14 protein-coding genes and 1 pseudogene are annotated in these 15,889 nt (G+C 58.8%); 8 read left to right on the top strand and 7 right to left on the bottom strand.

Annotated elements, in window-relative coordinates:
• Positions 1 to 117 precede the first annotated feature (117 nt).
• From PhaeoP97_RS17475 to PhaeoP97_RS17465, 3 genes are all read left to right on the top strand, one after another.
• Positions 118 to 1,692, top strand: a complete 1,575-nt coding sequence (locus PhaeoP97_RS17475) for a Hint domain-containing protein (protein ID WP_072506197.1) — start codon at positions 118 to 120, stop codon at positions 1,690 to 1,692.
• Between the two features lie 4 nt (positions 1,693 to 1,696).
• The gene (locus PhaeoP97_RS17470; protein WP_072506195.1) at positions 1,697 to 2,830 is read left to right on the top strand and encodes a Hint domain-containing protein; all 1,134 of its coding nucleotides are present in this window, start codon (positions 1,697 to 1,699) and stop codon (positions 2,828 to 2,830) included.
• 75 nt (positions 2,831 to 2,905) lie between these two features.
• Complete coding sequence (locus tag PhaeoP97_RS17465; RefSeq protein WP_072506194.1) at positions 2,906 to 3,961, top strand: transporter substrate-binding domain-containing protein; 1,056 nt, start codon at positions 2,906 to 2,908, stop codon at positions 3,959 to 3,961.
• A gap of 81 nt (positions 3,962 to 4,042) precedes the next feature.
• Here the strand turns inward: PhaeoP97_RS17465 and PhaeoP97_RS17460 are convergent, their stop codons facing one another.
• The 3 genes and pseudogenes from PhaeoP97_RS17460 to PhaeoP97_RS17450 form a co-directional block, all read right to left on the bottom strand.
• The gene (locus tag PhaeoP97_RS17460; protein ID WP_072506559.1) at positions 4,043 to 4,390 is read right to left on the bottom strand and encodes a hypothetical protein; all 348 of its coding nucleotides are present in this window, start codon (positions 4,388 to 4,390) and stop codon (positions 4,043 to 4,045) included.
• A 339-nt stretch (positions 4,391 to 4,729) separates the two neighbouring features.
• Positions 4,730 to 5,431 carry a GntR family transcriptional regulator gene (locus PhaeoP97_RS17455; RefSeq protein ID WP_072506192.1) on the bottom strand — a complete coding sequence of 234 codons (702 nt, stop codon included), beginning with the start codon at positions 5,429 to 5,431 and terminating at the stop codon, positions 4,730 to 4,732.
• Positions 5,432 to 5,523: 92 nt separating this feature from the next.
• Positions 5,524 to 6,505, bottom strand: a pseudogene (locus PhaeoP97_RS17450) (amidohydrolase family protein).
• Between the two features lie 76 nt (positions 6,506 to 6,581).
• Here PhaeoP97_RS17450 and hutI point away from each other — a divergent pair.
• The 4 genes from hutI to hutU are packed head-to-tail and all read left to right on the top strand — an operon-like array spanning position 6,582 to position 11,783.
• Complete coding sequence (hutI, locus tag PhaeoP97_RS17445; RefSeq protein WP_072506191.1) at positions 6,582 to 7,796, top strand: imidazolonepropionase; 1,215 nt, start codon at positions 6,582 to 6,584, stop codon at positions 7,794 to 7,796.
• A 5-nt stretch (positions 7,797 to 7,801) separates the two neighbouring features.
• Entirely contained in the window at positions 7,802 to 9,325 is a 1,524-nt protein-coding gene (hutH, locus tag PhaeoP97_RS17440; protein WP_072506558.1) for a histidine ammonia-lyase, read from the top strand.
• Positions 9,322 to 10,107, top strand: coding sequence for an N-formylglutamate deformylase (hutG, locus tag PhaeoP97_RS17435; RefSeq protein ID WP_072506189.1), 786 nt, complete (start codon positions 9,322 to 9,324; stop codon positions 10,105 to 10,107). The genes hutH and hutG overlap by 4 nt, the downstream gene beginning before the upstream one ends.
• Positions 10,104 to 11,783, top strand: a complete 1,680-nt coding sequence (gene hutU / locus PhaeoP97_RS17430) for a urocanate hydratase (RefSeq protein ID WP_072506188.1) — start codon at positions 10,104 to 10,106, stop codon at positions 11,781 to 11,783. The genes hutG and hutU overlap by 4 nt, the downstream gene beginning before the upstream one ends.
• Positions 11,784 to 11,968: 185 nt before the next feature.
• Here hutU and dapD read toward each other — a convergent pair whose 3' ends face one another.
• The 3 genes from dapD to PhaeoP97_RS17415 all read right to left on the bottom strand — a co-directional run bounded on the left by dapD (position 11,969) and on the right by PhaeoP97_RS17415 (position 14,513).
• Positions 11,969 to 12,796: a 2,3,4,5-tetrahydropyridine-2,6-dicarboxylate N-succinyltransferase gene (dapD, locus tag PhaeoP97_RS17425; protein WP_072506186.1), complete on the bottom strand. Its 828-nt coding sequence runs from the start codon at positions 12,794 to 12,796 to the stop codon at positions 11,969 to 11,971.
• A 124-nt stretch (positions 12,797 to 12,920) separates the two neighbouring features.
• Positions 12,921 to 13,520 (bottom strand): GntR family transcriptional regulator, encoded by a 600-nt coding sequence (locus PhaeoP97_RS17420; RefSeq protein ID WP_072506185.1) that lies wholly within the window; start codon positions 13,518 to 13,520, stop codon positions 12,921 to 12,923.
• 48 nt (positions 13,521 to 13,568) lie between these two features.
• Positions 13,569 to 14,513, bottom strand: a complete 945-nt coding sequence (locus PhaeoP97_RS17415; protein WP_072506183.1) for a threonine/serine dehydratase — start codon at positions 14,511 to 14,513, stop codon at positions 13,569 to 13,571.
• Positions 14,514 to 14,707: 194 nt separating this feature from the next.
• Here PhaeoP97_RS17415 and PhaeoP97_RS17410 point away from each other — a divergent pair, with 194 nt between their 5' ends.
• Entirely contained in the window at positions 14,708 to 15,556 is an 849-nt protein-coding gene (locus PhaeoP97_RS17410; RefSeq protein ID WP_072506182.1) for an LOG family protein, read from the top strand.
• Between the two features lie 94 nt (positions 15,557 to 15,650).
• On the opposite strand, the gene PhaeoP97_RS17405 is transcribed toward PhaeoP97_RS17410, so the two are convergent.
• Positions 15,651 to 15,860, bottom strand: coding sequence for a hypothetical protein (locus PhaeoP97_RS17405; protein ID WP_072506557.1), 210 nt, complete (start codon positions 15,858 to 15,860; stop codon positions 15,651 to 15,653).
• Positions 15,861 to 15,889: the final 29 nt, after the last annotated feature.

Raw genomic sequence — 15,889 nt, 5'->3', positions numbered from 1 at the left:
GACCACAGAACAGACAATTTACCGCATAGCTGTCTGCGCTATGCAACCGACGGGTGCCTTGGCGTCTCCGTTCAGTATCTGAATGCGTTGTCTCATCGTACAAAGGTGGGAACGGCAATGGTTGCAGCGTCCGAGCTGACATATAACATCAACGCCAACGCAACACAGATGGCGGAAACCATCTTTGGTGATGGTGTTCAGGTTGTGAATGCCAGTTACACTGGCGATACCCGCGCTTCAGCGGTCTATTCCAACGGCGATACGGTGGCCCCTGGCGCAACACCATCGGACACCGGCATTATTCTTTCCACTGGTCAGGCTAGCGCCTATACAAACTCCAACGGAGAGGCCAACCAGTCCAGTAACCAAACTACGGCGAACGGCGGACCTAACGGGGATCCCGCGTTCAACGCGGCCGCGGGCGTGCAGACCTTTGATGCGTCTTATCTGGACGTGACCTTTGTGCCTGACGGGTCGGTCATGACGCTGCAATTCGTCTTTGCCTCGGAAGAATATCCCGAATTTCAGAATTCCGTGTATCAGGATTTCGTCGGCGTCTGGGTCAATGGCGAAATGGTCAATCTGGAAATCGGCAATGGAGACGCGGATCCGGGCAATGTGAACTCTGGCACCAATGCCAATATCTACCTCGACAACGCTGATAGTGACTACAACACCGAAATGGACGGGCTGACCGTAACCATGACCCTGACCATGCAAGTGGACCCAGGGGAAGAGAATTCGATCCGTATTGGCATCGCCGATGTGTCCGACGGCAGCTATGACAGCAACCTGCTTATCGCTGCTGGTTCGGTACAAACTGATGTCATCGCCGAGCGCGACTTTGCGCTTGTTGATCCAAACGGCACCAGGACGATTGATGTCTTGTCGAATGACACCAACGGCTCGGCAAGTGCGTTGACCATCACGCATGTCAATGGCGTGGCCGTGGTAGCGGGTGACGTCATCACTCTGGGCACAGGCCAACAGGTACAGCTGAATGCCAATGGCACCCTGACCCTCATCGGCGATGGCGATGTTGAGGATTTTGCATTCACCTACACGGCCAGCAACGGCACCAACAGCGATGTCGGATACGTCGAGGCGACAAGCATTCCCTGTTTTGTCGAAAGCAGCCGCCTGTTAACGGCGCAAGGGCTGGTGCCGGTAGAAGAACTGCGCCCCGGCGACCTGGTGATGACCCGCGACAACGGGTTGCAGCCCGTGCGCTGGATCGGCTCCAAGCGTGTCGCGGCCACAGGAAGCTTTGCCCCTATCCGGATAAAGGCCAACGCTCTGGGGACCCACGACGAGCTGTGGATTTCGCCGCAGCACCGGGTTTTGCTACGCGATGGGGTGGCCGAAATGATGTTTGGCACGCATGAGGTTCTCGTTGCGGCCAAGGATCTGATCAACGATCATTCGATCAGACGGCAACCCGGCGGCATGGTCACCTATGTCCATGTGATGTTCGATGATCATCAGTTGGTGATCAGTGAGGGTCTGCCCACCGAGAGCTTTCTCCCCGGCCCGCAGACCAGTCGGCTTTTTGACGCTGGTGTGCAGGATGAGCTGCGAATGTTGTTTCCTGAACTGGACCCGATGACCGGCATCGGATATGGGCCTGCAGCGCGGCTCAGTCTGCGCAGCTATGAGGCACAGCTGCTATGCTCTGCCCTCGGGAATCGTTGATCCAATGACATGGCTGGCCACCCGCAGTCCGGAACAGAATGGTATTGCTATGGCAATGCCTGTGGGCGACCATCCTGACGGCTATTCCGCCGGGATGCTGCTTACGCAGGGCAGCCTGTGCGTGGATCTTCTGCTAGACGAAGCAAAGACTGGCGGCGGCCCTTTGCTGGAATTGACGCGAGGCCGTGATAACCGCTGCAATTGGCCCCTGACCCTAAGACTGGATCGCAGTGCGGACCGAACAGTTACCCTGACGCTTTGCCAACCTGGGTGTCACATCCACCAATCCATAACAGCCCCCCACCCAGTCCCGATCAGCGGCGGTGCCGCGCGGCTGGTTTACGCCTGGGATAGTCCCGCGCGCTGGGGGCGCCTTGCGATGATCTCCTCTGCTGGTGCGGCAATCACGACCGCAGATATATCATCACCGCCCCCGTTGCAGTTCGAAGACGCTGTTGCACTGTTGGCGAATCTGCCCGCTGCTGGCAGGGCAAGCGGGCTGCTTTCAGCCAGCTTCAGCACCCAGATCGAGCCGCTCGCGCCGCTATGCGGTCTTGCACCAGAGGCCCGCATCGCCACACCCGAAGGCACACGACCGCTGAGTGCTCTGAAGCGCGGCGATCTTGTTCTGACGCCCGAAGGCGACTCGGTTCCTATTCTGCACTGCATAAGCCGACGGGTTCCCCCACTCGGACACGATAAACTGCTGCGCCTGCGCGCGCCTTACTTCGGCCTGACAGGGGACCTGGTGGTCGCGCCACATCAGCGGCTGGTGGTTTCGGGAGCAGATGTTGAGTATCTTTTTGGCCGCCCTGACGTACGGCTGACGGCCGCTGCCCTACAGGGCACGGCCATGGTCACAGACCATACGCTCGAAAGACGCAACACCACCTCTGGTGAAGCAACCCCGCTAACCAGTCTTGCGCAGCTTATTCTACCACGCCATCAACGCTTTCTGGCCGAAGGTACCGCAGTTGAAAGCTTGAATCTGGGCCGGTTGCGCCGGGATCGCGACGGTTTGGCTGCCAGTGCTTTTGCATATCTGGATCGCAGCTGCCTGCCTGAACATGTGCCCGATTCAGCTCCGCTGCTGCGCAGCTTTGATGTCGCAGTACTGGCAGAACGACGGATCGCCTGACCGCGACACTTGCCTGAATCTTTAGGACATTCTAAGGACCAAACGAGTGATGTCTCTTAGGGTCTTATCGTTCACTTGCGCCGTCTTATTGCCCCTCTTGCCTTGATCTACCTGCTGTGGGGCCTCGCCGCGACGGCTGAAACCCTGACTGTCAGCACTGTCACCCGCCCGCCATTTTCGATGATGGAAGGGGATCGGGATACAGGGTTTTCCATTGATTTGGTGCGCAGCCTGACGGATCGGCTAGGCTGGACCTATCAGCTGGTGCGCGCTGAGACCTTTGGCGAAATGCTGGATATGGTGAAAGACGGCCGTGTTGACATGGCGGCCGCCAATATTTCCATAACTGCAGCGCGCGAAACGGATATGGATTTCAGCCATCCCATATTCGAAAGCGGCCTGCGCATTATGGTGGCCGCGGCTGACGTCCGCACGCCCTCGCTGTTCCGGGTGCTGTTCTCTGCTGATCTAATGATCGCCATCGCCATCGCGGTCGTACTGCTTATGGGGGGTGGGATGATGATGTGGGGGCTGGAACGCCGCGCGCAGCCCTATTTTGATCGCCCGCTCAAGGAGGCCTGGTTCCCATCCTTCTGGTGGGCGCTGAACCTCGTGGTCAATGGCGGATTTGAGGAGCGGGTACCTCGCACGCCGATCGGTAGGATCTTTGGCGTGGTTCTGGTGGTGTCCTCACTGTTCGTTGTGTCGCTTTTCGTGGCCAAGATCACCGCCGTAATGACCGTGGAAGCGATCAGCGGGTCGATCAATTCTGTCAACGATCTCTATGACAAAGACGTCGGGACGCTGGCGGATTCGACCGCTGCGCGTTTCCTTGACCGACGTGACATAGGCTATAGTGGCTATTCGGATCTGGCGGATCTGCTCGCCGATTTCGAAGACGGCAAAAGCCGCGTCGTGGTTTTTGATGCGCCAGTCCTTGATCACTATATGGAGGACGAGGGGCGCGTGTACGGCCGCGCGGTCGGTCAGGTATTCCTGCGCGAGGACTATGGGTTGTTGCTGCCCGATAGGTCGCCGCATCTGGAAGAGATAAATCGCGCCCTGCTTGCTATGCGTGAAAACGGTGAATACGACGACATCTATCGCAAATGGTTCGGCAAAGCCCCCTGATCCGACCCACTGTACGGTCACCACGGCCACTGACACTACCAAAGCGGTCTCGCAGGTGCCCTTGCCAAAGACCCGTTCTGACTAGTGTAGTGTTGGCGGACCGTCTTCAAAAAACGGGGTCATTTGCGCAACGATCACCGAGTTTTCATCCAAGGCGCGTTGCATCAATGCACGCTCCTCCTCTGAAATATCATGATCTTCAGCTTCGCGGTCAGCCAATGTTCCATATCCGGTCACATCCAACGGCGCGGTGTCTGCCTGCTTCAGAATCGCAACGGTTTCGCGCACAGCCTCGGCCTCGTCCACACCGGAGGCATAGATCATCAATGCTGCTCCGGTTGCACCCACTGGCAAGCCATCGCCATCCTTGCGACCGATCTGAACCACAAGCGTGTAAACCTGCTGACGGGAGATTTTCTTTTTTTCCATGGCGCCGCCATATCTCTGCCGCATGGGTCTGGTCAATACGAGAGGCCAATTCCCAGCTCTGTGAAGCGTCCGCATGTCACACTGAAATGGCAGACATAACTCTGCGAATCATTTACGCCGATAAGATTTCAAGCGTCTGAATACCATTCAGGCTGATCAACGCTTATCATCCCCAGCTTATTTATTTGTTTCCCTTATGGCCACTGGGCCCGATGTGCATTTTCTGTTTGATCAGCACCAACTCATCTGCCGTGACGGCCTCGAAAGTAAGATCTATCATCCTGGCGAACAGACGCTAGAGAGCTCTGGTCACGTACAAAAGCTGCTCGGCCCGCTGTTTCAGTAACGGCTGCGCATCTGATAACCGGGATGAAAGCTCATCCGTACAAATGTAACTGGTTGAGCCTGAAACCAGGTCGTGCGCTCCATCTGAAACAGGGGCGCACCAACCGCACAGCTTAGATACTCGGCCAGATCTTCATCCGCAGAAATAGCGCCAAAGCTAAGCTCCGCGGTAGAAAACGGCACTTCGGCCAGAAGCCATTCATTGGGCCCAACGGCGCTGAAGTCGGCGTCTGTCACCTTGGGAACGGCAGAGATATTGATCCAGCGATCCTCGAACTGAAACGGCTGGTTGTTGCCATAGTGCATGGCCTGCACATGTAGAACCGGCGCGCACGGTGTCAGCCCCACCTGCGAGGCCAACCAACCCGGCGCTGATACCTGATGGCAGCGCACCAAAGCATAGCGATATGTGGCGTTTCGATCCTCGATCAACTGACGGGTTAACGTGATCTCAAGCTTGGCTTGTTTCACGGGTGACAATGCCACTCGCGTGCCACTCTTGCGTTTACGGTCGATGATGCCACGCTCTGCCAATTCACGCAGGGCGCGGTTCACAGTGGCACGGGCACACCCGAATTCCTCAGACAGATCTTGCTCTGTCGGCAACAGATCGCCCTGGCCCCAGACACGGTTGTGGATACGTTCAAGAACCTCGTCACGCACATCTTGAAAGCTGATTTTTTGCCGATCTGTCACGTTAGTCGTCCGCCCTTAGAGACAAGCACGCAGCGGCAGAGGACAAATTCTCACCGCCGGTGATGATGATGATGATGATGATGATGATCTTGTTAAAGCGCACTCAACAGGGCGGCAACCGCGGACTTGTAGCGCGAAATGATCTGATTGCGTTGTAGATGACGTCCTGCAGTGACAACATGGCGGCCTGCCGACCAGACATCACTGACTGCAGAACCATTAGCTGCAAAACACAAACCGTCCAATAGCTGGTCTGGCCGCAATGCGCAGAGGCTGGGTGTATCGCTGTTAAACGCCAACAGACCCCTCGCCCGGCACCATCACATTGCGCGCCAGATCACGGAGCCGCTGGGAGTATTCCAGCGTACGCAGCTCTCCGCAGAGAGACTCGAACATTCGAATCGGACCCAACGCCAAAGCGGCCTCCGTGACCCAGATATGATGCCCCGTTGAAAGGACCACCACCAAGATTGGATTCGGTGATCGGGCAAAGACCTGCGATGGCTCCGCTCTCCACCAGATCACGGGGTTCACGTTCCGTCATATGGGTGGCGTGGATCAGACACCAATCAGCGTCACCTGACCAGCCCCGCCATAGCTATAGAGCAACGGCAGATACGTCAGACCGATGCCGGTTTCCGCTGCGGCTGCGAACACCCGGTGGCTCAGTTCGCCCAGCACCTCATAGGGCTGCCCACCAGGCTGGTGATGCACATAGTGGAATTCCCTAACAGAGGCGTATCCAGCCTCCAGCATCTCCATGAAGACCAGTGCGGTAATCGCCTCGTATTGTTCTGGCGTCAGATGATCGACAAATTGATACATCAGCTTGCGCCAGGACCAGAAACTGTCGCGCCCAGACACACGGGTTTCGGTCATCCCTGCCATAGCGCGCTGGAAACTGTGCGAATGCAGATTGGCCAACGCCGGCACCAGCACATCGACATGATGATCTTTCGGTTGGGTGACAGCGTCAGGCCGCATGTCGGTAATCTGCCCCTCTTCAACCGTCAGGCGGAGATCCGCAACCCAACCCTGCGGCATGTGCGCATGACGTGCAAAAATTGTCTGCACCTGGCCTTATTATGTATAGACATAAAAATATTAGATGCATACATTATTACCATCAAGCTCTTTATGTGAGGACATCATGGGCGATACTGATCCGTATCTGATCTGCAATGCAAAGCTGGCCACAATGAACGGCAACGACACTCCATATGGGCAGATCAATGAGGGTGCGGTTGCCATCTGCAACGGGTTGGTAGACTGGGTTGGTCCAATGTCCGACTTGCCCACCCGCTATACGAACTGCGCGCGCAAATCGTTGAATGGTCGCCTGATCACGCCCGCGCTGATCGATTGTCACACTCATATTGTCCACGGTGGGGATCGAGCGCTAGAATTTGAAATGCGCCTTAATGGAGCCAGCTACGAAGACGTTGCGCGCGCAGGCGGCGGGATTGTGTCCACAGTCAAAGCCACGCGCGCTGCTACGCCAGAGGACCTGGTCCAAAGCGCCCTGCCCCGGCTCGATGCTCTGTTGGCCGAAGGAATAAGCACCGTAGAGATAAAATCCGGCTACGGGTTGGACCGCGAGACTGAACTCAACATGCTGCGCGCCGCCCGTCGGCTGGGCGAGTTGCGCCCGATCACGGTGAAAACCACTTTCCTTGGCGCCCATGCCACACCTGCCGAGTACAAGACCCGGGACGATGCCTATATCGACACAGTCTGCATTCCCACCCTGCGCGCCGCCCATGCGGAGGGCCTGGTGGATGCGGTCGACGGTTTCTGCGAGAATATCGCCTTTGCGCCTGCCCAGATCGAACGGGTGTTCAAGGTCGCGCGGGAGCTGGGCTTGCCGGTGAAACTGCACGCCGAACAGCTGAGCCATCAGGGCGGCACCGCGCTGGCGGCGCACTACGGTGCGTTGTCGGTCGATCATGTGGAATACGCCACCGAGGACGACGCCAAAGCGATGGCTGCATCTGGTTCTGTCGCGGTGATCCTGCCCGGTGCCTTCTATACCATTCGCGAAACCCAAGCGCCCCCGATTGAGCATTTCCGCCGCCATGGCGTGCCGATGGCGCTGGCGACCGATTGCAACCCCGGTTCCTCGCCGCTGACCTCCCTGCTGCTGGCCATGAACATGGGTTGCACCCTGTTCCGGATGACGCCGGAGGAGGCACTGGCAGGCGTCACTTGCAACGCGGCCCGCGCGTTGGGGCTGACGGATCGCGGCAAAATCGCTGCGGGTATGCGCGCCGATCTGGCGGTCTGGGACGTGGAAACCCCTGCCGAGCTTGCCTACCGCATCGGCTTCAACCCGCTTTACACCCATATCTACGAGGGCAAACAATGACCGAGATGATTCAGATGGTTCCGGGCACGGTGACTCTGTCCACGCTGGAAGATATCTACCGCAACCTGACCCCGGCCAAGCTGGACGCCTCGGCCCGCGAACCGGTGGAGGCCGCCGCACAGTTGGTGGCGGATGCCGCCGCAGGCGAGGACGCTGTCTATGGCATCAACACCGGGTTCGGCAAACTGGCCTCGACCAAGATTGCGCCAAAGGACACCGCCACCCTGCAACGTAACCTGATCCTCAGCCATTGCTGCGGCGTGGGCGAGCCCCTGCCAGAAGACAAGACACGGCTGATGATGACGCTGAAACTGCTGTCGATGGGCCGGGGTGCGTCGGGCGTGCGCTGGCTGGTGATTGAGCAGATCGAGCAGATGTTGGAGCGCGGCGTGGTGCCGGTGATCCCCTCGCAGGGATCCGTGGGCGCATCGGGCGATCTGGCGCCGCTGGCGCACATGGCGGCGGCGATGATCGGGGCAGGAGAGGCCATGTTTGACGGCGCCCGCATGCCCAGCGCAGAAGCCCTGAAAAGGGCTGGATTAGCGCCTATTGTTCTGGGACCCAAGGAAGGTCTGGGGCTGATCAACGGCACGCAATTCTCGACCGCCTGCGCATTGGCCGGACTGTTTGATGCTTGGCGCATGGCCGAGGCCTCGATGACCATTGCTTCGCTTTCCACGGATGCCATCATGGGCTCCACCGCGCCGTTGATTGCCGATATCCATGCCTTGCGCGGTCATGCCGGCCAGATCGACGTGGCGCGCGAGATGCGCGGCATCATGGACGGGTCTGAAATCCGCGAAAGCCACCGCGAGGACGATACGCGGGTGCAGGATCCCTATTGCATCCGCTGCCAGCCGCAGGTGGTCGGTGCGGCATTGGACGTGCTGCGGATGGCTGCGAAAACGCTGGAGATCGAGGCCAACGCCGTCACCGACAACCCCTTGGTGCTGGTGAATGAGGGGCGCATCGTCTCGGGCGGCAACTTCCATGCGGAATACGTCGGCTTTGCCGCCGATCAGATCGCGCTGGCCGTGGCCGAGATCGGTGCAATCGCGCAGCGCCGGGTGGCCTTGATGGTGGATCCGACCCTCAGCCACGACCTGCCGCCCTTCCTGACACCGGATCCGGGGCTGAACTCGGGCTTCATGATTGCCGAGGTGACCACAGCGGCATTGATGAGTGAAAACAAGCATCTGGCCAACCCCTGCGTGACCGACTCGACGCCGACCTCCGCCAACCAGGAGGACCACGTGTCGATGGCTGCCCACGGCGCGCTGCGGCTGGGACGGATGAACGCCAACCTGTCGGTGATCCTGGGCGTCGAAATGCTCTGCGCCGCGCAAGGGGTGGAGGCGCGGGCACCGCTCAAGACCTCAGCGCGCCTGCAGGACGTTCTGGCGATGCTGCGCAAAGACATCCCGGCGCTGGCCGAGGACCGCTATCTGGCACCGGACATCGAAGAAGCAAGCGCGATGGTGCGCGCGGGCCGCGTGGCGGATGCCGCAGGCGTGAAGGTGACGGCATGATCGAGGTGACCCAAGGCGCCTCGCCGCTGGTGCTGGGCTTGCCCCACACCGGCACCGATGTGCCGCCGGAGGTCTGGGACTGCCTGAACGAGACGGGCAGGGCGCTGGCCGACACCGACTGGCATATCCACGACCTCTATGCCGGGCTGGTGGAGGAGGTGACAACCGTTCGCACCCCCATCCACCGCTATGTGATCGACGTGAACCGCGATCCGGGTGGTATCAGTCTCTATCCCGGGCAAAACACCACCACTTTGGTACCGCTCACGGATTTTGACGGGTTGCCGATCTGGCGCGAGGGGCAAGAACCGGACGAGGCGGAAACCGCCCGCCGCCGCGATGCTTATCATGCGCCCTATCACGCGGCACTGGCGGCAGAGCTGGAGCGGGTGAAGGCGGTCCACGGCTTTGCGATTCTCTATGATTGCCACTCGATCCGCGGCGATATTCCTTTTCTGTTCGAGGGCCGATTGCCGGATTTCAACACCGGCACCAACATGGGCACGACTTGCGACCCCGAAATCGAGGCGCTGACCGTGGCCCATTGCGAAGCGGCGGAGGGCTACACCTCCACTCTCAACGGGCGTTTCAAGGGCGGCTGGAGCACCCGCCATTACGGGTGGCCCGCAGATGGTCTGCACGCCATCCAGATGGAGCTGGCGCAGGCCACCTACTGCCAGGAAAGCCCGCCCTGGACCTATCTGCCCGAACGCGCGGACGTTTTGCGCGCCCATCTCGCCAAAATTCTGACAGATCTCAAAAACTGGAGGCCCTCGGCATGAGCGATCCCCGCAAGAACACCCGCGACATCTTCCCGCCCACGGGCCCGGAAATCACCGCCAAATCCTGGATGACCGAGGCGCCGATGCGGATGATGATGAACAACCTGCATCCCGATGTGGCCGAAAACCCGCATGAGCTGGTGGTTTATGGCGGCATCGGTCGCGCCGCGCGCACCTGGCAGGATTTCGACCTGATCGTCGAGACCCTGAAAAACCTGGAGGAAGACCAGACCTTGATGGTGCAGTCGGGCAAGCCGGTCGGCGTGTTCCAGACCCACAAGGACGCGCCGCGGGTGCTGATCGCCAACTCCAATCTGGTGCCGCATTGGGCCAATTGGGATCATTTCAACGAGCTCGATAAGAAGGGCCTGATGATGTACGGCCAGATGACCGCAGGGTCCTGGATCTACATCGGCACGCAGGGCATCGTGCAGGGCACCTATGAGACCTTTGCCGAAGCCGGCCGCCAGCATTTTGGCGGCAGCCTTAAGGGCAAGTGGATCCTGACCGGTGGCTTGGGCGGCATGGGCGGCGCGCAGCCTTTGGCGGCTGTCTTTGCCGGGGCATCCTGCCTGGCGGTGGAGTGCAACCCCGACAGCATCGACTTCCGCCTGCGCACCAAATACCTGGATGAAAAGGCCGAAACCCTGGACGAAGCGCTGGAGATGATCGCGCGCTGGACCGCCGCGGGCGAGGCGAAATCCGTGGGCCTTCTGGGCAATGCGGCTGAGATTTTCCCGGAGCTGGTGAAGCGTGCGGAAGCAGGCGGCATCCGCCCCGATATCGTGACCGACCAGACCTCGGCGCATGATCCGGTCAACGGCTACCTGCCGCTGGGCTGGACCATGGGTGAGTGGAAGGAACGCCGCGAGAGCGACAAGAAAGCGGTTGAGAAAGCCGCCCGCGCCTCGATGAAGGTGCAAGTGAAGGCGATGTGCGATTTCCACGCGATGGGTGTGCCCACGGTGGATTACGGCAACAACATCCGCCAGATGGCGCTGGAGGAGGGGCTGGAGAACGCCTTTGACTTCCCCGGATTTGTGCCCGCCTATATCCGCCCGCTGTTCTGCCGCGGCATCGGCCCGTTCCGCTGGGCAGCACTTTCGGGTGACCCTGAGGATATCCGCAAGACCGACGCCAAGATGAAAGAGCTGTTCCCTGAAAACGAAGGCCTGCACCGCTGGCTGGACATGGCGCAGGAACGCATTGCCTTCCAGGGCCTGCCAGCGCGGATCTGCTGGATTGGTCTGGGCGACCGCCACAAGGCGGGGCTGGCGTTCAACGAAATGGTCCGCACGGGTGAGCTGTCGGCACCGGTGGTGATTGGGCGTGACCATCTGGATAGCGGCTCGGTGGCGTCGCCCAACCGCGAGACTGAGGCGATGATGGACGGTTCCGATGCGGTTTCCGACTGGCCACTGCTGAATGCGCTTCTGAATACCGCATCGGGTGCCACCTGGGTGTCGCTGCACCATGGCGGCGGTGTCGGCATGGGCTTTTCGCAGCATTCCGGCGTGGTGATCTGCTGCGACGGCAGCGAAGACGCAGACCGCCGCATTGGTCGCGTATTATGGAACGATCCAGCGACGGGTGTGATGCGCCACGCGGATGCAGGATACGATATCGCCAAGGATTGCGCGCGCGAGCATGGGCTGAACCTGCCCGGCATCCTCTGAGGTCAAAGGGGCTCTGCCCCTCGGCCATAGGGCCTCACCCCGGAGTACTTGGAGAAAGGTGACATGTAGACCCCTGTCATCTTTCCAGAAAATACTCTGGGGTCTGGGGTAAAGCCCCAGTCGAAAGAAAAAACGCGCCCCATTTTGAGAAGGGCGCGTTCCAATATTGGATTTTTCCTGAGAAATCAGTCGCGCAGCAGCTCGTTAATGCCTGTCTTTGAACGGGTTTTTTCATCGACGCGCTTCACGATCACAGCGCAATAAAGGTTGATACCGTTCTTCGACGGCATCGAACCCGAAACCACCACCGAATACGGCGGAACTTCACCGTACATCACTTCACCGGTTTCGCGATCGACGATCTTGGTGGACTGACCGATATAGACCCCCATACCAAGGACGGCGCCTTCACGGACGATGCAGCCTTCAACAACTTCGGAGCGGGCCCCGATAAAGCAATTGTCTTCGATGATCGTTGGGCCTGCCTGCATCGGTTCCAGAACACCGCCAATACCGACGCCACCCGACAGATGCACGTTTTTACCAATCTGGGCGCAGGAGCCAACTGTGGCCCATGTATCAACCATAGTGCCCTCGTCGACAAAAGCGCCCAGGTTCACGAACGACGGCATCAAAACCACTCCCGGTGCAATATAGGCCGATTTGCGGACGACACAGTTCGGCACCGCACGAAATCCTGCCTGTTTCCAGTTCGTATCCGTCCAACCGGTGAACTTGCTGTCTACCTTGTCCCACCAACTGCTGCCCTGCGGGCCGCCGGATTGCATTTCCATGTCCTTGATACGAAAGCCTAATAATACAGCTTTTTTGGCCCATTGGTTTACGTGCCAATCACCGTTGTTCATTTTTTCCGCAACGCGCAGCGACCCGCTGTCCAATGCGTTTAGTGTGGCCTCGATAGCCTCGCGGGTTTCTCCTTTTGTGGTAGGTGTGATAGTCTCACGGGCCTCCCAGGCGGCTTCGATTGCGGTTTCCAGCTGGGCGTTGGACATGAGCGGTCTCTCCGGCGTGATGTTGGTTTGGCCGATACATAACCGCATTTCACACCGGGGTCATGTGCAGATTGCGTCAATATTCCCACTCACAGCGGCCAATTGATACGCTCCGAAACTGGCTTTAGCGAACCCGGCGCAAATGACGGCGCAGAATATCGCAGGCAGTGGTCACGTCACGTCGGCGCATCGCCTGCACAATCAATGCATGGTCGGTATCAATCCGTTGATTCCAGCGGTGTTGCCAATTGGCAAAAAGATGTCGCGCCGACGCAATATGCAGATCATCAATCGTCGCTAGCAGCCGTGGCATTCCACAGGGTGACAGGATCACCCTATGAAAGGCGCGGTTCTTCTGCTCCCAATCCGCCATATCCGTCGCAGCATCGCAGGCCAACCGTGCTGCATCGGCCGCAGCCAATTCGTCGGGGCCAAGATGCACAAAAGCATTCTGCAACGCCAATAGCTCTAGTGAAACACGCATTTCGATGACTTCGCGAATTTCTGATGGATCAAGCGCGGTGACGCGCATGCCGCGCCGCGGAATCGATTGCGCCAGACCATGGGCCTCCAATCGCAACAGAGCTTCGCGTACAGGCACGTGGCTGGCCTTGAACTCACGCGCAATGTGATCTTGACGCAGTTTTTCACCCGCGGCTAAAGCACCTATGACAATCCGTTCGCTTAGCGCATGATAGATACGGTCCGAGATTGTGGCGTTCATAACTTACCTCCCCGACATCGATGTTCAGCACACAAGGGCGACTGATGGTTATACAACCGCATGTGGCACCTCCAACGGATCCGGGGCGATATTGCCACCACAGAGCAGCACAGCAACGCGTTCGCCAACAGCGGGCTGATAGGCTCCGCTTGTCAGCGCCGCCAGCGCCGTTGCTCCCGCCGGTTCGACCAGCAATCGGCGCTCTTGCCACAGTCGCTGTTGCGCATGGGTGATGGCATCATCTGGCACAGTCAAAGACATCACCATATCCGACTGCGCTTGCGCCAACTGATAGCAGATCGCACCAATCCGGCGCGCGCCCAGTGCATTGGCTGCAACGCCCGACACTTCAACATCCACCGGCGCGCCTGCATTCAGTGCGGCATGCAAAGCCGAACTGGTCTCGGGCTCGATTGCGACAATCTTTTTGGATCCGCCGTACCAGGCCATCGCACCAGCAATCAGACCACCGCCACCGACAGCAATTAAAACAGTGTCAGCCTCCAGCCCCTGCGCATCCCATTCGGCAAAACAGGTTCCCTGCCCAATGATTGTCGCCGGCGCATCATAGGCATGCACTTGCATAGCTCCTGTTTCGTTTTCGTATGCCCGCGCCTTTTCCAAGGCGTTGGCGTAGGCACCTGACACCACCTCCAAGTCAGCTCCGCAGGCGCGGATCAGCGCGATCTTGGCAGGACCCGCTATTTCCGGAACGTATACGCGGGCGCGGAACCCGAGACGTTGTGCGGCATAGGCGACCGCCGCGCCGTGGTTCCCGCCAGAGGCCGCAACAAGCCCGGCGTCAGGCACCGATCCGCCAAGCAATGTATTGAACGCGCCGCGCGCCTTGAAGCTGCCCGTGTGTTGCATATGCTCTAGCTTCAATGTGATTGGATGCTCAAAACCAAAGCTGGTGGTCTCAATCACAGGTGTCCGTTGAATATACGGTCGGATCCGCGTTTCAGCGGTGCTAATGTCTTGTGTCCAATGCATGTACAGTCCCTTCGTGCCGTCGGCATGCTGACCGTAAGCCCTGCTCTGACGGGCGCAAGCCCTCGTGTTTCCGAATCCGGGTTCAAACTCAATCACCTTCGCGTCGTCGTTCCTCATCCGGGCTGGTGCCCAGACTGGCAAAGCGATAGAACTGAAAGTCCGTATTTTTTCAGCAATAGCACAGCAGGTTTGCAATGAATGATGATCGCCACAGCCGATTCCGTGATGCACATTCTGACAGGGATCGCGCAGAACACATGCCATCGACACCGCAGACCGAATCTCCGGCATATCGACTGGCCTTTGCGGATGAAGATTTTCTCTGCCGCGAGGAGCTGCGGCCCGTGCGTTTACAGCTGGAGCTGCTTAAACCGCAGTTGATGTTGGATGAACATGGTATCGAAAGCACCATCGTCATGTTTGGCGGCGCGCGTATTCCTGCTCCGTCAAACAAGGACCAAGCCCGCACGCAAACGTTGCGGGATCTGTCGCATTTCTACGATGAAGCGCGCAAATTTGCGAAGCTGATGACCGTGAAATCAACGGAATCCGGTGGCAAGAAAGACGTCATCGTGACCGGCGGCGGTCCCGGTGTGATGGAAGCCGGTAATCGCGGTGCGGTGGATGCGGGCGGCGCATCGGTCGGACTGAATATTGTGTTGCCACACGAACAGGCACCAAATGAATATGTCACGCCTGAGCTATGCTTCAACTTTCACTACTTTGCGATCCGCAAAATGCATTTCCTAATGCGGGCCCGTGCCATTACCGTTTTCCCTGGCGGCTTTGGCACCTTGGATGAGATGTTCGAGACACTGACATTGATCCAGACTGGCCGGATGGAACGGGTGCCGTTCTTGCTGTTTGGCCAGGACTTCTGGGAGAAGATCATCAATTGGGATGCGCTTGCGGATGCAGGCACAATTTCCGAAGAGGATCTTGATCTATTCCGTTTCGTTGAAACCGCCGAGGAGGCGATCCACATCATCGACAACTGGGAGCCTGCACCGCCGCGCGATAGCCTGCCCGGTCGCGACGGCTGATCGCACAACTGTCTCCGGCACGTACCCCATTCGGGCGTGGCGGGGACTTGGCCGAAGCGCGTCGAATTACAAAGTTGCCTAACGCAAAAGACGATCAGGCAAATTCCTGAGGTAAAACGCCCAGCGGATTGCCATGCGGCAGACGTGTCAGGATCTGAGCGCCATCGATATCCTTAATCCCATAGCCGTAGCCGCGCAGCCGAAACTTCCATTCTCTCGGGCTTAACGCCTTGCCGCGCTCTTCTCGCACCAGATCCAGAACGGTGGTTTCAATCGGCGCAGCGGCCGGTGTGTGACGTGCCATGATCGCTTTCCCTTCCATTTACTGTCTAC

Origin of the sequence: Phaeobacter porticola (assembly GCF_001888185.1) — a bacterium.
Classification (GTDB): Bacteria; Pseudomonadota; Alphaproteobacteria; order Rhodobacterales; family Rhodobacteraceae; genus Phaeobacter; species Phaeobacter porticola.
Note: the sequence above shows the minus strand (reverse complement) of the source record. Positions and strands in the feature narration are given on the sequence as shown.